General features: G+C 36.9%; 11 protein-coding genes and 1 pseudogene. 4 read left to right on the forward strand and 8 right to left on the reverse strand.

Annotated elements, in window-relative coordinates; all coding sequences use genetic code 11:
- Positions 1-13: 13 nt before the first annotated feature.
- From ACFIMG_RS07740 to gyrB, 7 genes are all read right to left on the reverse strand, one after another.
- Positions 14-1,333 carry a bifunctional folylpolyglutamate synthase/dihydrofolate synthase gene (locus tag ACFIMG_RS07740; RefSeq protein ID WP_375675477.1) on the reverse strand — a complete coding sequence of 440 codons (1,320 nt, stop codon included), beginning with the start codon at positions 1,331-1,333 and terminating at the stop codon, positions 14-16.
- Between the two features lie 4 nt (positions 1,334-1,337).
- A complete protein-coding gene (gene accD, locus ACFIMG_RS07745; RefSeq protein WP_375611366.1) occupies positions 1,338-2,258 on the reverse strand; it encodes an acetyl-CoA carboxylase, carboxyltransferase subunit beta in 921 nt (306 codons plus the stop codon).
- A gap of 986 nt (positions 2,259-3,244) precedes the next feature.
- Positions 3,245-3,964 carry a sulfate transporter family protein gene (locus tag ACFIMG_RS07750; RefSeq protein WP_375678843.1) on the reverse strand — a complete coding sequence of 240 codons (720 nt, stop codon included), beginning with the start codon at positions 3,962-3,964 and terminating at the stop codon, positions 3,245-3,247.
- A gap of 1,888 nt (positions 3,965-5,852) precedes the next feature.
- Positions 5,853-7,274 carry a bifunctional phosphopantothenoylcysteine decarboxylase/phosphopantothenate--cysteine ligase CoaBC gene (coaBC, locus tag ACFIMG_RS07755; RefSeq protein WP_375678842.1) on the reverse strand — a complete coding sequence of 474 codons (1,422 nt, stop codon included), beginning with the start codon at positions 7,272-7,274 and terminating at the stop codon, positions 5,853-5,855.
- A 67-nt stretch (positions 7,275-7,341) separates the two neighbouring features.
- Complete coding sequence (gene ubiB / locus ACFIMG_RS07760; protein WP_375678840.1) at positions 7,342-8,928, reverse strand: 2-polyprenylphenol 6-hydroxylase; 1,587 nt, start codon at positions 8,926-8,928, stop codon at positions 7,342-7,344.
- Positions 8,929-8,930: 2 nt separating this feature from the next.
- Complete coding sequence (ubiE, locus tag ACFIMG_RS07765; RefSeq protein ID WP_375678839.1) at positions 8,931-9,713, reverse strand: bifunctional demethylmenaquinone methyltransferase/2-methoxy-6-polyprenyl-1,4-benzoquinol methylase UbiE; 783 nt, start codon at positions 9,711-9,713, stop codon at positions 8,931-8,933.
- A 118-nt stretch (positions 9,714-9,831) separates the two neighbouring features.
- A complete protein-coding gene (gene gyrB, locus ACFIMG_RS07770; RefSeq protein WP_375678838.1) occupies positions 9,832-12,264 on the reverse strand; it encodes a DNA topoisomerase (ATP-hydrolyzing) subunit B in 2,433 nt (810 codons plus the stop codon).
- A 1,255-nt stretch (positions 12,265-13,519) separates the two neighbouring features.
- Here gyrB and ACFIMG_RS07775 point away from each other — a divergent pair.
- Entirely contained in the window at positions 13,520-14,425 is a 906-nt protein-coding gene (locus ACFIMG_RS07775; RefSeq protein WP_375678837.1) for a transporter substrate-binding domain-containing protein, read from the forward strand.
- 11 nt (positions 14,426-14,436) lie between these two features.
- Here the strand turns inward: ACFIMG_RS07775 and ACFIMG_RS07780 are convergent, their stop codons facing one another.
- Entirely contained in the window at positions 14,437-15,969 is a 1,533-nt protein-coding gene (locus ACFIMG_RS07780; RefSeq protein ID WP_375678836.1) for a YifB family Mg chelatase-like AAA ATPase, read from the reverse strand.
- A gap of 408 nt (positions 15,970-16,377) precedes the next feature.
- On the opposite strand from ACFIMG_RS07780, the gene ACFIMG_RS07785 reads away from it, so the two are divergent.
- The 3 genes and pseudogenes from ACFIMG_RS07785 to ACFIMG_RS07795 all read left to right on the forward strand — a co-directional run.
- Positions 16,378-18,342 carry an autotransporter assembly complex family protein gene (locus ACFIMG_RS07785; RefSeq protein WP_375678835.1) on the forward strand — a complete coding sequence of 655 codons (1,965 nt, stop codon included), beginning with the start codon at positions 16,378-16,380 and terminating at the stop codon, positions 18,340-18,342.
- Positions 18,342-23,000, forward strand: a complete 4,659-nt coding sequence (locus tag ACFIMG_RS07790; RefSeq protein ID WP_375678834.1) for a translocation/assembly module TamB domain-containing protein — start codon at positions 18,342-18,344, stop codon at positions 22,998-23,000. The genes ACFIMG_RS07785 and ACFIMG_RS07790 overlap by 1 nt, the downstream gene beginning before the upstream one ends.
- 438 nt (positions 23,001-23,438) lie before the next feature.
- A pseudogene (locus tag ACFIMG_RS07795) lies at positions 23,439-23,716 on the forward strand (integrase arm-type DNA-binding domain-containing protein); the annotation flags it as partial.
- Positions 23,717-24,844: the final 1,128 nt, after the last annotated feature.

Consider the following 24,844-nt stretch of genomic DNA (forward strand, 5'->3'; position numbering starts at 1 on the left):
AATAGCTAATTATCTAGCACGGTGGTGTTTTATTGTCACGCAAAATATCACCCGCAAGATAAAGAGAACCACTAATAAGGACAATAGCCTCTTTATATTCCATTTTAATTTTATGCAAAGCATCTTGTAGGTGCGCTTTTGGGGCAGCAGGGATTCCTACTTTTTGGGCTGATTCAGCTAAGTCTGTTGGAGAGATACTGGCATTATTGTCAAGCAGCGGTATCGTATATACTTTATCGACAAGGTTAGCTAAAGGACGAAAATAACCGACAGCATCTTTGGTATTAAGCATGCCAGCAATCATAATAATGGGGCGATCTGTTTTTTTTCTCCATTGTGTAAGTTCTGCCGCAATAACTTTTCCTGCAGCAGGATTGTGACCACCATCTAACCATAAATCAATATCAGGAGATAGTTGATCAACCAAAAGTCCTTGGGTAAGATGCTGCATTCGTGCGGGCCAATAAATATTTTTTAAAGCGTCATTTATGGTTTGTTCTGAAAGTTGAAAACCCGCTTGATAAACTGCTTCAAGAGATGCACCAGCATTGGCAACTTGGTGGTCTCCAATAAGGTTAGGAAGGGGAAGATCCATGAGACCTTGATTGTTTTGAAAAACCATACGTCCATGTTCTTTATAACTTTGATAATCTTGATCAAAGAGAGCATAAAATGCTTTATTTTTATTAGCAAGGGGTATTAAAGTAGCAAGAGTTTCTTCATAATTTTGCTTCCCAATGACTACAGGAACGTTTGGTTTGATAATCCCTCCTTTTTGAAAAGCGATTTGAGCAATTGTATTTCCAAGAAAGCTCTCATGATCATAATCAATGGGCATAATAAGCGATACAGCTGGTTTGTTAACGACATTGGTAGCATCAAAACGTCCTCCCAATCCAACTTCTAAAATGACAACATCAGCTGGATGTATACTAAACAACATAAAGGCAGCGGCTGTAAAAATTTCAAAAATAGTAATCGGCTCTTGACGATTTACTTTTATAATTTCACGGATTGTCTCAGCCAATTGGTTTTCTGTAACAAGTTGACCACCTCCTTTTTGACCTAACCGGCAGCGTTCATTCCAGTTGACGAGATGAGGTGAGCTATAAACATGAACGCGGTATCCTGCACTTTCCAAAAGAGCACGGCAAATTGCTGAAGCAGATCCTTTGCCATTTGTTCCAGCGATGTGAATAACAGGGGCAAGTTTTAAATGTGGGTTACCAAGACGCTCTAAAAGGTGAACAATACGCTCTAAAGAAAGATCAAATTTTTTCGGATAATTTTTTAGTAAATCATCCACCACCCTTTGTATTTGACTTTGTTGCATAAACTTAAGCTGCTTTTGTCCTAGAAAGCGATGTTTGAGAGTCTGTTGGGGATGGATCGGAAGGGTTAAAAACAGCAGGGCGTTTCATCATCAAGCGTAAAATACGCGCAATTGTTGTTTTCATTTCTAAACGCGATACAACCATATCAATCATACCATGTTCAAGCAGATATTCACTACTTTGAAAACCTTCTGGTAGGGTTTCGCGTATAGTTTGTTGAATCACACGTGGACCAGCAAAACCAATCATAGCGCCAGGCTCGGCAATGTGAATATCACCAAGCATGGCGTAAGAAGCAGTAACACCACCGGTGGTTGGATTAGTCAGCACAACAATATAGGGAAGCTTTGCTTCTTTCAACATTTCAATTGCTACTGTTGTACGGGGCATTTGCATCAACGAGAGTGTTCCTTCTTGCATGCGTGCACCACCAGAAGCAGCAAAAAGAACCAGCGGACGCCTTTCAGCAATGGCAGTATCAAAAGCTTTGATAATAGCTTCTCCTGAAGCCATACCAAGTGATCCACCCATAAAGGCGAAATCTTGAACAGTTGCAATAATTGGTAAGCCTTCAATCGTACCACGTGCACTTAAAATATTGTCATCAACCCCAAGTTTAGAACGATAATCTTTTAACCGGTCAATATAGCGTTTTTCGTCACGAAATTTTAAAGGATCTGTTACAACTTTTGGATTTTCAAGAGCTGTATAAACACCATCATCAAAAAAATGCATGAGACGATTTTTAGCACTGATACGCATATGATGACCAGAATTGGGAGCTACAAATTGATTAGCTTCCAGATCTTTATGGAAGACCATTTCACCACTGGTAGGATCTTTAATCCATAGATTTTCTGGAATTTCACGGCGCCCCAATATAGAGTTAATTTTAGGACGAACATAATTTGTAATCCAGTTCATCTTTATAACCTTCCTTTAAATATTGTGCATCTTTTGCATGATTTGAAAGAATATAGAACTTAAGCAGTCACATTTGCTTTACCGGTTGAACAAAGGAGTCTATTTAATACTTTTATCAGTGTACGTATAGCTTGTTTTTTAATTTTTAATTTTTCCCATATTATAACAATCATATGCATCATGAAGAGTATTCCCTATAATAAATTTCTCATAAGTTTTAAGAACTTACATGTTTGTATTTTTTACTTTGGTGTTAAAATTTACTCCTTGCGATGGTTAACAAACGCCTTATTTTTTAATAAAAATGAATATCCAATTAATCATTCGTATCAACAGTTTTGAAGAAAAGAAACCTTATAGTATAAGGCGCTAACAAGGCTAAAATAATCCATTAAAGATAATGAATACAATAACGCTATATTAGCGAAACGCTAACATCAGAGCAAGATTTTTTTCAAAAGGTTTCTTTAAAGCGCACGCTTTTTACAATTAAAATAGAATACGCTCAAAATACCATTATATTACTCATTTACGTGCTTGTTTTACACAGATATCTTTCAATAATTTCCAAAACTCTCTTATGAAGAGTATACACTCTCCATGAATGGTATAAAAAACATTATGCTATCCGTTTTTACTGAAATAGAAGGTACAAAGCGGCACCATCATATTCTTTTTCAGTTTTCAATACGACGATAATGTTTGCATTAAGAGGATTCATATAAAGATATTTCACGCCTTTTTGAAAGTACTTTTATCCGCACACCACCTCCATTTATGACATATTAACAAACGATTTCAATTGATCCAATATGAATAGGATTAAAATGAGAAACCCTCATAATATTTAGGTTTTTCACTCATGTTGTGAAACGATAAGTTATCATTATAAATCAATATATTGCTTTAATAAAAGATAAAGCATAAAATTTTATATTATGCTTTCTTTGGCTGGCAAGTTTTATTAACCTTAAAGTCAAGGAACACTATTTTTGTGTAATGCGTGCCATGGTCTTTTGGGAAAGCATTTTGTGTAAATATGTCATAAAGGCGGCTGCAAAAAGCGGTGTTGCTAAATTAAGAATTGGAATCGAAACAAAAAGCGCTATCAATAATCCTGCGCCAAAAACCGCTGTGTAATGAGTATGTAAAAAAGCAAGGGCATCTTGTTCTGTTCGAAAACGGTAAGCCGCAAACAAGAAATATTCATGACCGAGCAAATAACCATTAATAAGATAAAAAGCAATTAAATTAATACCTGGTATGAAGAATAAAATAAAAGCAATTCCATTACCAAGAAGGCTTAAAATAACAAATTTAAAGGAAATGATAAGAGAACGCTGAAACGGCAAAGCTTGTCCAATAGGCTCGTTTGGGTAATCCTCTTTTTCAATGATTTCAGCAGCAGAGTCAATGAAAAAACCACCAATCATAGCTGAGATCGGTGCAATCAAAAAAGCCAACAAAAGAGCCAAACCAAGATTAAAAATGATAAGCATGCTAAAACCAATCCATCCCGCCCAACTAGGAAGTCCAGGAAGAAATTGAGCAATCCAGGGCCAAAAGTAAGACACAAAAAGTTGGTGCACACATAACCATAAAATGGTGAGAATGAAAAAAGTAACCCCCAATGCTTTCAGTATCATAATACGATATTGCGAGGTCAGAAGACGTTGTAAAGCACGATAAGCAGCAGTAAAAATCATAGATTAATAAACTAAGGAAAGAAGCAAAAAAAACAAGAAATATATTTAAAGTATGTACAGTGTAATTTTTTCTTTCTTTGAATTACAAGATTTTTTTCAAGAACATTATAAAAAACGGTTAAAGTTTCTTTGTTAAAAATAAAGTTTGAATAAATAGAAATTTTGATTTTTAAAAACAAAGAAGAATTTAAAAAGTAGCTGTTGTAGAAGAAATTTTTAGTATTTTTGTACATAGTGTAGATTATTCCGTTTATATGATATATGTAAAAAATTAAGGAATAAGAACTATTTGGGAGAAAAGTTGTTTACTTCTATTTATTCAGTAGAGTTATCTAACTTCGTTTATCTAAGTGCTTAATTGTTTTGCACAATTCCTAAAATTCTGTACTTTTCTACTATTTGGCGGCATGCTTTTGCCCCTCGCTTTCAAAAAAATATTGAGTTCAATGGAATAGGGGTAACGTAGTAGCTCCGTAGATATTCTAATTTTGGGCAACAGAATGATTAATATGATAGAAGTGGAAAAAATAAGCTTAGGCGATTGACCGTCCGATCCCATAGAAGAGCAGTTTTTTGAGAAGAAGCAAAGAAAGGGAAAAACCACGGATGCTTAAAAATGATGAGATTTTGAATTTTAAAAGCTATAAGTGCAATGAAGTAAGCATTCATTGAAGCACTTTTCATACAAGTGGTGCATTGTATCAAATAATTTTTAGATAATAACACCACTAATTTATCGAAGAGAATTGATCATTTTCAACTTGAATAAAATCCCAAATATAGAAATATTCTTTAATTTCAAAGACTCTATTCAACATCAAAAAATTATTTACGTACACATTATAGGCGAGACCAATGTATGGATACAAAGCTTTCGATAAAGGAATAAAAATGCTTCTCATGAAACATCACAATGTGAGGATATCATGGATAAAATTCTAGTTTTTGTGGTCTTGGTATTCTGAAGAGAGGACACACACATTTAATCTTAAAGACCGATCACTGAGGAAAATAATAAAGGCTTCAGTTTCATAAACTTATAGACAGTGGTGCAGTGAATTTTGTCTACACTCTTTATAAGCGTCAGTGTGAGATATGCTTCAAATTGCATTGAGATGTTATAATATCATTGATTTATACATTATTTTTCATAGCGAATAAGAGCTCAAAATAAAGTTGTCATATTTTCTCATTAGCTGCTCTCATCATGAAACAATCAAAATCATTTATTTGCATATTATAAATATGACCAATATGGGGATAAAAACATTGAATAAAGAAAATGCTTTTTATAAATTTTATCCAGTGCAAGAGCTTTGTCAAAATTGATGGTAGCCAAAGTGAATGATAGCTTGTTTTTTTATAAGCTGGCGAGACAGTGGTGCAATAGATCCTGCTTTTATGAAGGCTAGGGTGAGATAGGATTTTTTAAAAAAACATTTCCCAACGGCTCATCACACCCATTTCGCAACAGCGTTTGTGAATGGTATATGGGTAAAGCTCTCGTGAATAATATAAAACTTATAGGGCATCACTAACTTTACGCTTAATAAAAAGAGCACGCTGGCACCATCATCCTCAGTGTTGTCCGAGACAAGCCCTTGGTTCTTGAGACGGTCCATTATAAGCGCTTTTAGTTCTTTCTGAAACGTTTTGTATTCATACAGTTATCCTTGTTTACAACGTGCAAGAAAATGATTTTTATTGATTCAACATGAGAGAGATTGGGAATGAGAGAATCTTATGATATCTGGGATTCTAATTTAATATGAACAATGCGATATTATCATTATAAACCAGAAATATTATATACTAATTGAGATGGATAGACACATATTGTCAGTTCTATTTTATAAGGTGTTTTAATATCAACGCGTTTGAAGAGTTCTTATTTGCAAAGGGGTATATTTTCCTCATGAGGAGTAGGTGTTTTGGGGGCAAGAAATGATACAATCACGTTTGCTAATTTTTGCGCTACGTGTTGTTTACTCATATGGGGCCATTGTTCAACTTTTTTTCTACTTACGAGATAAACTTGATTTGTATCAGCACCCATGACACTTGTACCATCTAGTTGAAGAGAAATATCATTAGCAAGAATGAAATCAGCTCCTTTTTCAACACATTTTTTTTGCGCATTGGCAATGATATCACATGTTTCAGCAGCAAAACCAATGACCAATGAGGGGCGGTTTGGAGCGTGTCCAATCGTTGCTAAAATGTCAGGATTTTCAACCATATGAAGGGATGGTGGTATTTTATGAGCATTCTTTTTAATTTTGTGTAAAGACTGCGTTTGACTGCGCCAGTCACAAACAGCGGCAACAAAGATAGCACCATCAGCAGGCAATGCGGTTTGAACGGCTTGTAACATCTGTTGTGCTGTTTCAACATGAATGGTTTTTACTTCTTGTGGGTCTGCAAGATTAACAGGTCCACAAATAAGTGTTACTTTTGCACCCAAATGCGCAAGAGCGGTTGCGATGGCATGGCCTTGTTTACCTGAAGACCTATTAGCAAGATAACGTACTGGATCAATTGGTTCATGGGTAGGGCCAGAGGTAACGATGAAATGGCGGTCAGAGAGAGGTTTTTCATGCCCATTCAAAAGAGCCTCTATGGTAGCAACAATAGTTAAAGGTTCGCTCATGCGTCCATATCCTATCTCGTCACGTTCAGCCATATTTCCGATTTCTGGTCCGATGATATGAACGCCATCTGCGCGCAGTTGTGCAACATTGCGAATAGTGGCAGGATGCGCCCACATGGACGGATTCATGGCGGGTGCAATTAAGAGTGGACAGCGTGCCGCTAAAAGAATGCAATCAGTCAGATCATCTCCTATGCCATTGGCTATTTTTGCAATGCGATTGGCTGTAGCAGGGGCTAAAATAATAAGGTCAGCATTACGTGCTAAACGGATATGTCCGATATCGTGTTCTTCTTCGCGTGAAAATAAATCAGTATATACAGTACCACCGCTTAAAGCTTCAGCGGCTAAAGGCGTAATAAACTTTTGCGCTGCTTTTGTCATTACAACTTTTAAATGTGCTCCACGTTCTTGTAAACGGCGAATCAAATCAAGTGCTTTATAGGATGCAATACTTCCACCAATAATAAGAAGGAGAGATTTTGATTTCAATGATTGCATTTCAACAGCGCTAGTATGAAGGGGTTGTGTGGTGAGAGGAGTGGGATTGCTTAAAAGGCGTCGGACTTCTTCTTCCATAGAAATACCATTTTGCGCGGCGCGTATGCGTAAAGCTTCTTTGGTTTCAGGAGACAGGTTACGAATGGTAATACTGGCCATAAAATACCTCCAAGAAATAAAATGATTGCAATGATTTCATTGTTGATATTTTAGCATATTAAGGAGATTAGAAAAGATGAAAAAAGTAAAAAGTAAGACAAGCGCAACAAAGTGCAATGATAAAAAGACTATAACGACCATAACGGTTTCTATGACTTTGTTCCACAGCAAGTTGTTTGAGGGTAGCAGGAGAAAGATTAAAACCTGTTTTTCTCATTTGATTGAAATCTTCTTCTATACGTTGGAAATTTTGAACCAATTGTGGTGTTTTGCGTGCCAGCGAAAGGAGAGCTTGTGCTCCTTCACTAAAGTCTTTTGCAACGCCTACGGGTCCTAAATTTTTACTAATCCATTCTTTGACAACGGGTTCAGAAGCTTTCCACATATTAAAAGTGGGGTCTAATGTGCGGGCAACGCCTTCCACAACAACCATCGTTTTTTGCAACAATAAAAGTTCAGGTCGCGTTTGCATGTCAAATAATTCAGTGACTTCAAACAATAAAGTGAGCAATTTAGCCATGGAAATGCTTTGTGCTGATTGTCCGTGAATTGGTTCGCCAATAGCGCGGTTGGCTTGCGCAAAGCTTTCGATATTATGGTGTGAAGGAACATAACCTGCCTCAAAATGGGCGCGTGCAACCCGATGGTAATCGCGGGTAATAAAGCCATAAAGAATTTCAGCAAGGAAATGCTTTTCTTTTTTACCAAGCCTTCCTGTAATGCCTAGGTCAACAGCAACAATACATCCTTTTTCATCTACAAATAAATTACCAGGATGCATATCGGCGTGAAAAAAACCATCACGCAATGTATGACGAAGAAAAGATTGAATAAGCGTAATAGCAAGCGCCTTCAAATCAAATCCTGCTTCTTTGAGTTTGGAAGTTTCGGATATTCTTATACCATCAATCCATTCCATTGTAAGAACATTACGTCCTGTCCGTTCCCAGTCAATACGTGGAACCCGAAAGCCTGTATCATGTTGAATATTTTCAGCCATTTCAGATATAGCTGCTGCTTCTAAGCGTAAATCCATTTCAAGTCGTGTTGTTTGTGCTAAAGTATCCACCACACAAACAGGACGAAGCCTTCGAGAGGCAGGGATATAGCGCTCTTGTAAATGAGCAATGAGATAGAATCCTCTAAGATCTTTAGAAAAACGTGCTCTGATATTGGGACGAATAACTTTTACAGCACATTTTTTCTTATGGCCAGTTTCATCACTGTATTCAGCTGGATGAACTTGAGCAATAGAAGCGGCGGCAATGGGGGGATAAAAATTTACGAATAAATCATCAATAGAGCGACCAAGAGAACTTTCAATTTGAGCAATAGCGGCAGTGCAAGAAAATGTTTGGACGCGATCTTGTAGCTGTGACAAATCTTCCGCAATATCACGGCCGACAATATCAGGCCTTGTTGCAAGAAATTGACCAAGTTTTATGTAAGAGGGTCCAAGCTTATTAATGGCATATGAAATATTTTCAGATCGCTGTTTCTTTTTTGTTTTGCGTCGTGCTAATGCACTCGCTATACGATGACATAGCGCTGGAAATCCTTGAAGACCATCATGAGGAAGAGCACTTAAAACACCTTCACGTGTTAAAACCCATCCTGCACGCATCAATTGAAAGTAAGGGAAAATTTGCACCATTTTTAAATTTTCCAACCTGAATGCAGCGCTGCAATCGCACCGGTGAGATTGCGGTACGATACCCGCGAAAACCCCGCATGCTTGATCATATGGGAAAAATCATCTTGCTTAGGAAATTTGCGGATAGATTCAACCAAATAACGATAAGCATCGCCATCATTTGCGATAAATTGACCTAGCTTAGGGATAGCATGGAAAGACCAAAGATCATAAATTTTATCGAGCCAAGGCATCTCGACATTTGAAAATTCTAAACATAAGAAACGTCCACCGGGCTTTAAAACACGAAAAGCTTCTCTAAGAGCTTGATCAATATGAGGAACATTGCGAATTCCAAAAGCAATCGTGTAAGCGTCAAAGCTTTGATCTTCAAAAGGTAGATTTTCTGCATTGGCTTCAACAAAATCAATCAGAGGGGCAAGACCATTTTTTTGTGCGCGTTTTTTGCCAACGCTGAGCATTGAGCCATTAATATCAAGTACTGTAGCATGGGCTTTTTGGCGTGAAGCATTAAGAATACGAAAAGCAATATCACCTGTACCGCCAGCGACATCAAGAACTTTCCAATGAGAAAGTGCTGGTGGGGAAAGCCAAGCAATCATGGAATTTTTCCACACACGGTGTAGCCCTAAGGATAAGATATCATTCATCTTGTCATAATTTTCAGCAACAGAATGAAACACACCATCCACCATGGATTGTTTTTGTGTTTCATCTACTCTTGTAAAACCAAAAGAGTGCTCCATGCCACCCTTGGTTCCTACACGTTCTGTTTCAATTGCCATGTATATGATCTTCCTTATTTTTCTTTTATCGTAAATGAAATAGAGAGGGAATGTTCAACTACGAAAAAACAACGTATAAAACTACGATATTTACACAGCCAAAAACAGAAGAGTACCTTTAGATATCAAGATTGGCAACGCTTAAGGCATTGTCTTGAATAAAAATACGCCTAGGTTCAACTTCATCACCCATGAGACGAGAAAAAAGTGAATCTGCATCGGTTGCATCATTAATCTTTACTTGTAAAAGAGAACGTGCATTGGGATCAAGCGTTGTTTCCCAAAGTTGTTCAGCATTCATTTCCCCAAGACCTTTATAACGTTGAAGAGTAACACCTTTTTTACCGTTTGTAAAAATGCTCTCTAAAAGGCTCATAGGACCAAAAATACGCTCTGTTTTATCTTTGCGACGTAAAAGAACAGGAGGATGATATATGTCGATAAAATTTTGAGAAATGCGATCAATTTGGCGTGCGTCAGTTGAATTTATAAGTCCCACATCAAGCGTAACAACATCTTTAACACCACGCAAAATACGCTCAAAACATAAACTTCCATCTGCTGTATATTGTCCACTCCAACCTTGCTCCATATCATCAGCAATCAGATTAAGGCGGTGTGCTACAGAATCTACTATTTTTTGCGCTTTTTCTGGTGTTGCAAGGGCTTCGAGATTAAAAGCACCAACAATTGCTGCTTGCTCAACAATATTGCGATCATAACGGGTATGAAGACCATTTAAAAGTTGACGTAATATACGAGCATCTTTAGCGAGTTGATACAAATCAGCTCCTGCACGAACTTCTCCCGTTGAAAGCTCAAGTGTTGTTTCTTCTAATCCAGTATCGATCAAGAATTCTTCAAACGCTGCTTCATTTTTAATATATTGGGAAGATTTTCCACGCGATACTTTATAAAGAGGAGGCTGAGCAATATAAAGATGTCCACGTTCAATCAACTCGGGCATTTGTCTAAAAAAGAAAGTGAGCAACAGAGTACGAATATGGGCTCCATCAACGTCCGCATCCGTCATGATAATAATCTTATGATAACGTAATTTATCCGGTGAAAATTCATCTTTACCGATAGACGTTCCAAGAGCTGTAATAAGTGTTCCAATCATATCAGATGAGAGCATGCGGTCGAAACGTGCTCGTTCAACATTGAGGATTTTACCACGAAGGGGTAAAATTGCTTGATTTTGACGTGAGCGCCCACTTTTTGCTGAACCGCCAGCCGAATCCCCCTCGACAATAAAGATTTCTGATTTTGCAGGATCTCGTTCTTGGCAATCGGCAAGCTTTCCTGGTAGAGAAGTGATATCAAGCGCTCCTTTTCGCCTTGTGAGTTCACGTGCTTTGCGTGCTGCTTCACGTGCTGTTGCAGCTTCTACCACTTTACTAATGAGAAGCTTTGCTTCATTAGGATGTTCTTCCAGCCATATCGAAAGCCCTTCATTGACCAAACTTTCAACAATAGGGCGCACTTCAGAAGAAACCAATTTGTCCTTTGTTTGTGAAGAAAATTTAGGATCAGGAACTTTGACAGAAAGAATAGCTGTTAATCCTTCACGGCAGTCGTCACCAGTTAGGTTCACTTTTTCTTTTTTGGCAATACCTGAAGATTCAGCGTAGCCATTAATTTGTCGCGTAAGAGCACTTCTAAAACCTATCAAATGGGTTCCACCGTCACGCTGAGGAATATTATTGGTAAAACACAAGACCTTTTCATGGTAGGAATCATTCCACCATAGGGCAACATCAACGCTCATACCATCTTTTTCACTTGCAATGTAAATAGGCGTGTCTAGGAGCGCTTTTTTTGATTGATCAATATATTTAACAAACTCTATTAATCCGCCTTCATAATGCAATTCAACTGATTGAATGTCAGCATGACGCTCGTCAACAAGAAGAATATGAACCCCAGAATTTAGAAAGGCCAATTCCCGTAAACGACGCTCTAAAGTTTCAAAATCAAACTCAACCATAGTAAAGGTTTCAGAACTTGGTAAAAATCTAATTTCTGTTCCACTTTCTTGATCACAATCTCCAACAACTTTTAATGGAGCATCGGCCACCCCATGGGTAAATGATATTTCATGAATTTTACCATTCCGTCTGATTTGTAATTTAAGCCAAACAGAGAGTGCATTCACAACAGAGACACCAACACCGTGTAATCCACCTGAAACTTTATAAGAGTTTTGATCAAATTTCCCGCCGGCATGAAGCTGTGTCATGATAACTTCAGCGGCAGAAATACCTTCTGTTGGATGGATATCTGTTGGAATTCCACGTCCATTATCACGAACAGAACAAGAACCATCAGCATGGAGTGTGACGTTTACAAGAGTAGCATGACCGGCTAAAGCTTCATCGATAGCATTGTCTACAACTTCATAGACCATATGGTGTAAACCCGATCCATCATCAGTATCACCGATATACATCCCAGGACGTTTGCGTACAGCATCAAGACCTTTGAGAACTTTGATAGAAGCGGCATCATAGTCATGGCTTTGTGCCGGTGAGGTTATTTCATCACTCATAAGTTAGTCCATTCCTGTGTTCAATTTCAATATTTTATCCGCTTTTTTAAAGCTCAATGTTCTGATCAGTTATTTATGGAATAACCACATTAAACATTTACCGTATATCAGATCTAGATTCAATATCTGTCGATATATAATGGAGAGAATGATAAAATGATAGTGTACTGTTATGCTGTAAAACACTAGGGCGGTGATATAAGGCGAATAAACACTTATGACTTATACAAAAAGCTGTTTCATAAACGATGCTATTTACTTTGTTTATTTTTGCATATGCGTAATGTTTCAGAATTAGTTATGCATTTTTGTGTTACACTAATAAAGGTCTCACTTGTTTTATCCATAAATCAATTTTTCAATCCTAATTCTACCATATATTTAAAACAATGGTTGCGAGCTCTCTAAGCAGTTCAAACTTTTGTATGTTAGATTGAGGCGAAAATATTGTGTATATTGGTTTGCGTCATCTTTAAAATGTGAAAAAAGCTTCATTTGAGGAAAATATAAATGCGTAAATGTAAAAACACGTTTCCACGATCATCTTTTATATTCAACTTTACAATTTAAAAAAACGTCTACGGTGATGTTTTTGAATAATGAGGGTAATGACGAATTATCTTACGCTTTTGTTTCTTGCATTCTCGTGAGGTTGCATCGCTCATTCAAAACAAAACGCCATTGTACTGTTTATTCACGCGCTTTTTTAAGGAGCATCTCTCAATGTTCCCAAACTCATTTTACAACGATGTTTGAATAGTATAACGCAAAATGCCCTGTGAATACTACAAGATTTATGTCCCCCATCTTTCCCCATCGTGACAATAAAGTGCAAATCAGAATCATCATTTTATTTTTCAGCTCTTAAATGTTGATGCAACCTTAATGTTGAGAAAACCCTCGGCATTTGAGGGGTATTTTTACTCTTTTCTTCAATATATCTATATACTTCCCAGGTTGTGATACGCAAGGAAATGGTCTTAATATTTTAAGGTACGCGGGATATTTTGATAAAATAAAGTGTACCACTAAAGTATATACAGCTTATTTCTTATATTAAAAAATTAAATCGCTTTTCTCTAAAATTACTTTTTATATATTCATTTTGGAAAATTAACATCAGGAATCTAAGCATTTTCAATGGTTTCAAAAATAGCAAGAATTTTATTTATTAAACGCCAGATATTTTGGTGAAGTGCGTTAGATAATAGTTAAGAAGTGTTGCATCTTAGTTTTGAAAAATGGGGGAGAGATTTTGAAAATAAAAAAATCTATATATGTGAAACATCTTCAATTGCGTTTACAGTACTTTTTATTCAATAATCCATACAATATTTTTATTCGTATTTTATTTGTAGCAGGGGGGGTTCTATTTTCCTCTTACGCAGAAGCTGAAAGGCTGCCTTCTTTTTTTGATTCGCATGAACACTTGGTACAACCTGATACAACGGATATCTTTCGTTTGCGTTTTGTAACAACTTTTGATTTTCCTCCTTTTAATTTTATTGATCAATCGGGGTATCTTACAGGTTATAATATCGATTTATTGCGCGCTATTTGCTCAAAATTAAAATTAGAGAAGCTTTGTGAAATAGAAGTGATTCCTTGGAAAGAGCTTGTAGAACATGTTAAAAATGGTGGTGCAGAAGTCATTATTGCGGGTTTAAAAGAAACAAGTAAAACCCAGCAAGATCTTGTTTTTACAAAGTCATATTTGCGCTTTCCAGCGCGATTTGTTGCTTCTCGACGTTTAAATCTCGATGAGCCAATAAGCGATCAATTGATACATTTAACCAGTGGTGTTTTGTCTAAAAGTGTTCACGAAAAACTCTTTCAATATTATTTTCCTAAAGCCAAATGGCAAAGGTTTAAAAAGAGAGAAGAGCTCTATAAAGCATTACAAGAGCGTAAAATTGACCTTATTTTTGATGATGGATTTGCTTTATCATTATGGTTCAAAAAACAAAAATCTGTTGATTGCTGCCATTTTGTTGGGGGGGCATATATGGCGCCACAGTTATTGGGGCAAGGAATGCAGCTTGCTGTTGCAAAAAAGAATGAAAAATTGGTTGATATACTCAATTATGCGCTGAAATCTCTAGAAGAGGATGGTAAACTTACAGAACTTTATTTGCGTTATTTTCCAATAAGTTTTTATTGATGAGTAGTTTTTTAATTAAGGGCTGTTAATCTTTCTGCGCCTAGTCGATAGGAAATAGCTTCTGCGAGATGATAGCGTGAAAGAGTATCTGATCCGTCAAGATCAGCAATTGTGCGTGCAACTTTGAGAATGCGATGATAAGCGCGTGCGGAGAGGTGCATTTTTTCACTCACATCTCGTAAGAGTATGGTCGCACTTTTATCAGGAATGGCAATCTGTTCTATAATTTTGGCAGGGCAATCGCCATTGGTACTAATATGATCAAACCCCATTGTTGAAAAACGTTTAGCTTGAATGGTACGGCACCGTGCGACGCGTTTGGCAACGTCGCAGCTTTTTTCTGATTGTTCTGGTTGCATAAGGTCCATAGCCGTCAAAGCAGGGACATCAATCCGTAAATCAATTCGGTCAAGCAGAGGACCAGAAATACGGGACTGATAATCGATTTGACAGCGTATCCCTTTAGGGCAAACATGGTTTTTTTCGCCTGCCATACCACAACGGCAAGGATTCATTGCGGCAATAAGTTGGAAGCGAGCAGGATAGCTAATATGGTGATTAGCGCGGGCGATAACTGACTCCCCACTTTCTAAAGGTTGACGAAGAGAATCAAGAACCTGTGGAGAAAATTCAGGCAATTCATCAAGGAATAACACACCATTATGAGCAAGGGAGACCTCTCCCGGTCGTCCTTTAAGCCCTCCACCAATCATTGCGGCCATGGAAGCAGAATGATGTGGGGAACGAAAGGGGCAATGAAGTGAAATGGTATTATGAACCGTTTCTCCTGTAATAGAAGCAATCAGAGAGACATCTAAAAGCTCACGGCTATCAAGAGGTGGCAAAATGGAAGGTAAGCGTTGCGCTAGCATAGATTTTCCAGCACCAGGGGGACCTACAAACAAAAGGTTATGGCGTCCAGCAGCACAAACTTCTAAGGCACGTTTGGCTGTTTTTTGTCCTTTGATTTCGCAAAGATCTGGAAGTTCAGTTTCGATAGTATATTGGCGCGGTTGTGGACGTTTTTGAATTTGGGTTCCTTTGAAATGGTTGACTATAGTGAGCAGAGTCTCTGGGGCAAGAATATTTATTTCTGCATTTGCCCATGCTGCTTCAGGTCCACATTGGAAGGGACAAATCAGTCCTTTATCGAGTGATAAAGCTGTCATGGCAGCTGGTAAAACACCATTAACGGCGGTAAGTGAACCATCCAGTGATAATTCTCCTAAAATGATATAGTCTTGAGCTACTTCGGGAGGGAGGATTCCCATAGCAAGCATTAAGCCTACGGCGATTGGCAAATCATAATGCGATCCCTCTTTAGGCAAATCAGCTGGTGCAAGATTAATCGTAATTCGTTTAGTAGGCATAGAAAGTCCACAAGCGTGGAGGGCTGCTTGTACACGTTCACGGCTTTCTGCAACTGCCTTATCAGCTAATCCAACAATAGCCATTCCTATTTTACCAGACGAAATCATAACCTGTACATCGACAGGGACTGCTTCTAGACCGCGAAAAGCAACAGTTGTAATACGTGCGATCATTTATTTATTTTCCCCCTTTAGACTTGGTAGAGACAATCATATCTATTTATAAAAATCAAGAAGCATCTCTATAGCTTTTTTTATAGAGAGAACTATATACGTGGGCAGTTTTTTAGCATTCCCATGGAAAGTCATTTGTACAAATTTAACCATGATGATATGGGACGCAATAAAACATTTATAATAAGCTAAATAAATATGTTAAGAAAAAAAGAATGAGGCTGTTCGTGTTATACAACAGTGCAAAATTTTATGAAAATATAAGGCGAGGATAACGTTATGTATCGCAGAGTGTTATTTGATGTGATAAAACGTGTAAAATGTGCAAAGTAATTATATTTACCTTTCTTATTTTTATATTATTTAAAGCGTAGTAGATGCAAAGTGTATTATAAGGTATCTGATTTTATGGTATACCAGACAAGAATTTTGTTAAAATCAGGGACTGTGCGCTGTGTATTTATAGGCTTGTGTTTTACTTTTTCTTTTCCACAGCCACTTGCTGCATTTGATTTTTTCGGCATCCCTCTTTTTGGTCAAAAGAAAACAAATTCTTCTTCACATTATGCCAAAAGTACAGAGAAATTTTATAAAGTTGATGTTGTTGCACCGCCAGGTGCACCATTAGAAGGTATAAAAATAGTTAAATCTGTTTCTTCTCTTGTTGCTGATAAAGAGAAAGCATCCGCCAGTTCTTCTGGTTTGCTCGCCAAGGCGCGTTCAGATTATCGAGCAATTCTTTCTGCTCTTTATGCTGATGGACGCTATGGTGGTGTTATTAGCATTAAAATTAATGGTTTAGAAGTCGCTGATTTAAGTCCGGTAACTCAACTTCCAGCACAATCGAATATCGTTATTACAATTAATGCTGGTCCACAATATGTTTTTAGTATTGCCAATATTGATAAAGTAGCTCCGTTTGAAAAACGTAAAGCGCATAAAATGCCCACAATTGAAGAATTGGGCTATAAAGTTGGGGCTATTGCTAAATCTGAAACCATTTTGAAAGCAGAAAAATGGGCGATAGAAGGATGGCGGCAACAAGGTTATGCTAAAGCTAAAATTATGAAGAGTGAGGTCGTGGCTGATCATGCTGCGTTGCGTGTTGAAGGACGGATTGTTGTTGCTCCTGGACAAAAGGCTTATTATGGTCCTTTAAATGTGCGTAATATAAGTAAGAAACCACGTGTAGATTCAGCTTATATCGCGTGGATGACCGGATTGAAACCAGGGCAGATATACGATTCTGATGCGTTAGCTAAGGCAAATGAACGTCTTGCGCGCCTTGGTGTTTTTCGTGCTATCAATATACGTGAGGCTGATACTATTAATCTAGATGGACGTTTACCACTTGCACTTGTTGTACAAGAACGTAAACCGCGTCGTTTTGGTGTAGGCGGTAGCTATTCAACTTTAGACGGTGCTGGTTTTGAGACTTATTGGATGCATAACAATCTTTTTGGTCATGCAGAGACTCTTAAAATTGAAACAAAAATAAGTGGTGTTGGTAGCAATAAAAAGCAATCATATAATTTTAAAAATTTTGATTATCTTTTCGGTGGCACATTTGTAAAGCCCGGTGTACTCACGCCAGATACAGATTTCAGGTCAGAATTAAAAATACAACAAGATGTTTTAGAAAATTATACGACAAAAGCCATCAAAGGAAAATTAGGTATTACGCATATTTTTAATGGTAATCTATCGGGACAGGCTGCTGTAGAAGTTTCAAATGGTTATTCACGTGATATCTATTTTGGGAGCCGTAATTTTACAACAATCGGTTTCCCTAGCGGCTTGATTTACGATAGTCGTAATAATAAGTTTAATGCAACAAAAGGTTTATATGGTGAAGTTTTCATTGAGCCTTTTTATGAGATGCGTTTTAGCAACTTTGTTGCAAAAGTAACAGCAGAAGGTCGTTCTTATTGGGCGTTGGATGAAGGGGATCGTTTTGTTGTTGCTGCGCGGGCAAAGCTTGGTACAATTCTTGGGAATGATACAGCACAAGTACCCGCAAATACGCTTTTTTTTGCTGGTGGTGGGGGCTCTGTTCGTGGTTATGCTTACCGTAATATTGGTATCAAAACAGAAAATGATGGGGTTGTTGGTGGACGGGCGCTTATTGAGGGGTCAGCAGAATTGCGTGTTTCTTTAAATGATAAAATAGGGTTTGTCAGTTTTCTTGATGGAGGTTTAGTAGGGGAAAAGGCGAATTTTGATTTTTCTCAAAAAATTAAATGGGGAGCCGGTATAGGAGGACGTTATATGACGGGTCTTGGTCCTTTACGCGTTGATTTAGCCTTTCCTTTAAAGAGAGAGAAGGGTGACCCTCGCATTGGTTTTTATGTGGGTATAGGGCAAGCATTTTAATGAAAAAAGGTGTACGTTTATCAGCTTTCTTCTTTGTATTTTTGTTTTTTGGGGTGGGTGGTTTTGTTTTTGCGCAAAGAGGAGACATTCTTCCCTCTAGCGAAATGAAAACAGATGATCGCTCATGGTTTGTTTCTTTAATTGAACGAAAGCTTTCAGCGCCTAATCGTCAAGTTCGTTTACACAATATGCAAGGGACACTGTCTTCTCAAACATCAATTGATACTATTACTGTCAGTGATAAAAAAGGGGTTTGGCTTAAAATTACCAATGCTAAAATGGATTGGAATCGTCTAGCGTTGCTGAGAGGGCGGATGGATATTAACCAGCTTTCTGCAGAACAGGTTACATTTTTACGCAAACCGCAAGGCAATTCTTCTTTTGTTTCTTTCCTTGAGACGGGTAAGTTCTCTTTACCAAAATTGCCGCTTGCTCTTTCTATCAATACGCTTACAGCTCAACATGTGACATTTGAACAGAATCTTTTTGGTTTTTCTGCTGATATGTCCTTAAAAGGCAATTTCACCTTGGCTGGTGGTAATTTTGATGTCGATATAGCGGCGCATCGTTTAGATGCACCGGGTTCTTTTTCTGTTCTCACCAAGATATCTGATAGTAATCGTACAGCTCAAATTGATATTTCTGCTAACGAACCACAAAATGGTATTTTGGCGAATATTTTTAACATTGAACAACGTCCAGCATTAAGTCTCGTCGTGAAAGGTGATGGTACTTTTGATGATTTGGTTATCAAACTTTCTTTAGAGTCCGATCATCATTCTATTTTAGATGGTAATGTTATTCTTGCAAGTGTTCCAGAAGGACAGAGTTTTTCTACGAAATTAGAGGGAACACTGAGCCCTTTAATACCTGTTCAATATCGTAGTCTCTTCGAATCTGATATAACATTAAAAGCAAAGGCAAGAAGAACAAAAGAAGGTGTGACACACCTTGATCAGATGGTTATTCAGAACAAAGCAATGAATGTTATAGCCAATGCTGAAATAACCGCCGATGGATTCTTGCGACGGCTTTTTGTTGATGGCAAAATGGCTCTTGATAACGAAAAAGAGTCTGTTCATTTACCTATATCAGAAGTGCCAAAACCTGCGAATACTCTTGCTTTGAACATTGATTATGGTCGCGAAGGTCAACAATCTTGGAATGGGCGGTTGGTTGTAAATCATTTAAGCAATAAAAATATTTATATTCGCGATGCAATTTTTGATATGGGAGGAGTAAGCGAAAATCTTGATAATGCAGCTTCTCGTCATGTTGGTGTTCAGGTTAAAGGGACGCTTCAAGGGGTTAAAAAGATTAAGGGAGCGTTAGTAGAAAATTTAAGCCAAGCGGTTCATGTGCATTTAGATACGGATATTGTTTCGAACAAACCAATTTTGATTCATGATCTGAGTGTTACGGCTCAGGGTTTTTCTTCTTGGTTAAAAGGGACAATGGAGAATTTTGTTTTTAAAGGCGATCTCGGTTTAAAAGCTCAAACATTAACTCCTTTGGAAGTGTTCAGTAAACAATCACTTTCTGGTAATGCAGATATTAAAGCCAAAGGAACGATCAGTTTATTGAGTGGCATTTTTGATCTCCAATTATCAGGAATGGCTGACGATATGAAAATAGGCGTGCAGTCTTTTGATCGTTTATTCAAAGGAAATACTACTCTTTCAGGTGGCACTGCTCGAAATACAATGGGCTTCACTTTACGTCATTTTAATTTGAAAAATCAATATACAAATATAGAGGTTAATGGTTATTTTTCAGATGAAAGCGCTAAAATGGATCTATCTGCTCAAATATCTGATTTGTCCAAATTAGACTCAAAGATAAGCGGTGCACTTACAATTCAAAGTACGGCGAGAGGGCGCAATAGCCATATAAAACTAAATACGCGTGCCCATATTTCTGAAGCATTAATTGTAGGGAAGAAACTTCAAAACACAACATTTAACATAGATGCATTTGTAGATAATACAGCACCAGTTACTTCTTTAACAGGGGTGGTAAAGGGTGAAGGAATTTTTGCTAAGAAACCTTTGCATTTATCGGCCTCTTTTGAAGATTCTCATAAAATTCGAAAACTTAAAAATATCGATATTAGAGGGGGAAGTGCAAAAATAACGGGTGATCTTTCTCAACAACTTGGCGGTTTTTTGAAAGGAGCCCTGCATATTGATGCCGATGATATTTCCGTACTTTCAGCGTTATTTTTGCAGGATGGTAGTGGAAAAGTAAAAGGAGATTTTATTTTTGATGAACAAAATGGCAGACAAAAAACCAATGTGAAGGCGCATGTTAACCATTTGAATTTTTCCAAGAATAAAATAAAAAAATTGGCAATAGATGCTGACATATTCGATCCTTTTGGCATGACTCAGTTTGAAGGAGTTATCAATGCAGAACATATTCAAACACCTTTGGTAATGGTCAATCGTTTAAATGCTCACGCTGATAGGAATAATGGACAAACGGTTTTTACTGTCCAGGCGATGTTGCATGATACTCTCAATGCACGGCTTTCTGGTCGTTTAATGGTTGAGGAACTTCCAGAAAGTATAAAACGAGAAGTGCAAATTGAAGCTGTGGACTTAAAACAACATACTTTTCATGCAACATTGCCGAAGCCATCTATAATTTCTTTTGATAAAGATGGAATGACAATCAATGAATTAGGAATTGCAATAAATGGGGGCAACATCATCCTAGCAGGAAATATTCAAGATACCCTGAATTTACAACTTACAATGAATGCCCTTCCTGCTACTTTAGTCAATTTGTGGAAATCCGATCTTGGAGCAGCAGGGAGTGTAACAGGGCAGGTTATGATTCGTGGTCATTTAAAAAAACCTGATATAACTTACGATATAAAAGGTGAGGGACTGACAACCGTTGCTTTTCAAGATAAAAAAATTATGCCTTTTTCTCTTTCTGCTACGGGAAATACTGTAGATCAAAATCTTACTTTGAATGCAAATTTAACAGGAGAAGGAGTACAAGCACAAGCTCAGGGGCGTATATCTCTAGAGAAAAATGCGCTTGATTTTCATATTAATTTGCAAAATTTATCTGCACGTTTGGCGAATGGTTTTATTGCAGGACAAGCGCTTGATGGGACAGTGATAGGTAAAGTTGATATTGGTGGAACAATGAAGGATCCATCTGCTCATTTTGAGCTTTCTAGTCAAAATTTAAGCGCTATGACGCATAAAGGACCGATGTCAATCAATATAAATGCTCGTGGTTCTTATAAAAAATCGACATTTCATATTGAAAATATGATAGCTACTGGAGATAAAGGATTAGATCTTTCCATTCATGGGCCTGTATCTCTTAATGGTTCAGAGGCAAAATTAAACGTTAAAGGGATAATGCCTCTTGATTTTGTTAATCTCTTATTAGCCAAGCGTGGTGCACATATAACGGGTACAGCAAGAATTGATACAGCTCTTAATGGGTCATTATCAAAGCCACAATTGATAGGAAATATTTCTATAGGCGACGGTAGCTTTTTTGATTCACAAACAAATGTAGGATTGAATAATATAACCATTGAAGGCAAATTGAAAGGTGATCATATCCTTATAGAAAAAGCTTCAGCTTCTTCATTTGAGGGGGGAGGAATTTCTGCTTCAGGTCGTATCTCTAATGGTCTAGAGACAGATTTGATATTTCATCTTGATAATGCCAATTATAATGATGGTTCTATGATTCTGGCAACATTATCAGGTGAGATGACAATGACAGGTCATTTTTTAAATAGTCTTGTTCTTGGTGGTGATATCATCGTTGAAAAAGCTGAAGTTTTTGTTCCTGATCATTTTAAAAGTGCCAAGTTTCTTGATGTTAGAAATAAGAATTTAACTAAATCGATTCAAACAACACTTGAACGTGCTGATGTTAAGAACACGAACAAAAGCAAAAGCCGTATAGTTACACAAGAATCTTCATCTGTCGTGCTATCAAACATGCGTATTACAGCACGCAATCAATTTTTTGTACGCGGAAAAGGCTTAGATGCTGAACTGGGAGGACGCATTAATCTAGCAGGTCCATTGAATGATGTGCATCCAGTTGGTGAATTTAGAATGATTCGTGGACGTTTTGATATCCTGTCGCAACGTCTTAATTTTGATCAAGGACAAGCGAGTTTTAGTGGTAATCTTAATCCTACGGTTTATTTTGTAACCAACAATAACAGTGGTGATATTCGTGTCACTGTAACTGTAAGTGGGACGGTTGATAATCTTGATATTAATTTTTCATCACAACCAAATTTGCCTCAGGATGAGATTTTGGCGCGTTTGATTTTTAATCGCTCTCTTAATGAATTATCACCATTTCAGATTGCTCAACTTGCAGCAGCAGCGGCTGATCTTGCCGGTAGTTCTAATACATCTTTGTTGAATACTTTACGAACTAAAATTGGACTTGATGATCTTGATGTTATCGTTAATGAGAAGGGGAATACAGGCTTACGTATTGGACGCTACATACACAATAATATTTATTTGGGTTTTGAAGCAGGGTCTGATGGAACGACGAAAGGGACAATTAATTTAGATATTTCGCGTCATCTCAAAGCTAAAGGTGCCATAGGAAATGAACAAAATTCTAGTATAGGTCTCTTTTATGAAAGAGATTATTAAAGATTGAATTTTAAAAAAACAATTTCTTCGTTTTGTCTCTCATTTCTAAATCTGAGGAAGGAGGCATAGACTAGAAATCCTATAAAAGAAGAAGCTTTTTGTTGAGGCGTGAAGAGATATATCTGAAATATTCGATTTTTGTTATGCTATTCTCTAAAGGGACAAAATCTTCACGAAAGATAGTATGTTATTTTGCTGCTATATATTTATTTTAGAGAAGTACCTTACCTTGTTTTCAAGCCCATATCGTGCTGTTGCCTAAAGAATGGAGTGTGTGCAATATATTGATTTATAAAGATAATTTATTGTTATTCAACTTGAATTAGAACTTTGCATATCGTACGAATCTCTTTCGTATTGAATCAATCAAAACCATTCGGTTTGTATACTACAAGCGGAGAATCCTGTGTGGATAAAACTATTAAGAAATGACTAAAAATGCCTCTTATGAATCATCTCGAGAGCTAAGAGCTGTCGCAACATTAGGAGTTGGCAGAATAGTGTGAATGGTGCCAGCTTGTTACTCCATAAGCGTAAAGATAAGGCAGCTTAATGGATTTATCATTATACAATTCACGGACGTTATCGCGAAATGGGCTTGGGGAAGACTTTGAGAGAGGTTTCTTTAAAACAAGCAGGTGAATTTGCAACACAATGGCATTCTGTTTTTATGTGAAGGACATGATTCCATTAAAGAACGTGATAAACAAAAGCGTTAAGCGGAGAATTCATAAGATATCGATTTTATTGTCAAACGCATTTAAAGCAATATTTTTTAATAATAAAAATTATCTATTATTTTAGATTTTTGTTTATTGTGTCTTGAATGAGATCACTTTTCTTATAACGAATAGCTCCGCGAACAGAGTACTCCAAAATATAACATTATTGTATTGCAAGTTTATGTACTTGTTTTAAAGCAACATTTCTCAGTGTGCGCTTGAGTCTATTTCATAAGATTGCTTGTGAAATGGTATAAAGTACCTCTTATGAATGGTATAAAATCCACACTACCATTATTAATAAAGGTATAAGTATTTACTAAAGCTATAAGCCGGCATTATCATTCTATTTTCCAGCTTCTCATGTTGCTGACAATCTTTTCACTTGAAAGTGTAGAGGTATTTTTATTGCTTATCTTAAGAGTTTTTATGCATATACCAATATCTCTTATGACGTACAACAAGCGCTTTTGATTGATTCATCATAAATATAAAGAAAATTTGCAATAAGCAAATTACATCTTATCTTTTGTTTAAGATATAAAATAACAAATTATGATTATAAATCAAAGTATTAAAATGTATATTAAAAGATATTTTTGTAAAAATATTTATCAGAATTATATGTCGTATTTTTCTATTTTAGCGGTTAAAAGAAAGAGGAATGTCATTTTGCATATTGAAATTATAGCCTTATATAGGCACTAACGTTGTGCATTTATAAACTCTTCAAGCAGTTAAGGTATTGGAGGAATATCATTTTAGTTTCTAAATGTAGAAAAAACAGCAAAGCTTGCTTTAAAGCAAGCTAAAACAGTAAAAAAGTTTTATAATAAAACCTCTCTTATTTTTTCAATGTTTTTTTTTAAACGGAGTGTATCTATAATTTGCAACACAATTTATAATTGTTAGCTTATTCTGTTGTACCATAAAAGACCGACATTTGAGGTGTGGTGATATAAGGTATGTAAGCCTTTTTGACACAGTATTCTGAAAGCACGTGGTGAATATTTAGGGTAAGCCTTGTATAAGTGAATCACATAAGTTGTTATCAAGAGGAATGAGCTCAATAAAAATCTAGATTGTTTACAGATCAGATTGGGTAGAGTCTTTGTCCTTTAA

It is taken from the genome of Bartonella sp. AP11XZML (genome assembly GCF_042196445.1).
Taxonomy (GTDB): Bacteria; Pseudomonadota; Alphaproteobacteria; order Rhizobiales; family Rhizobiaceae; genus Bartonella.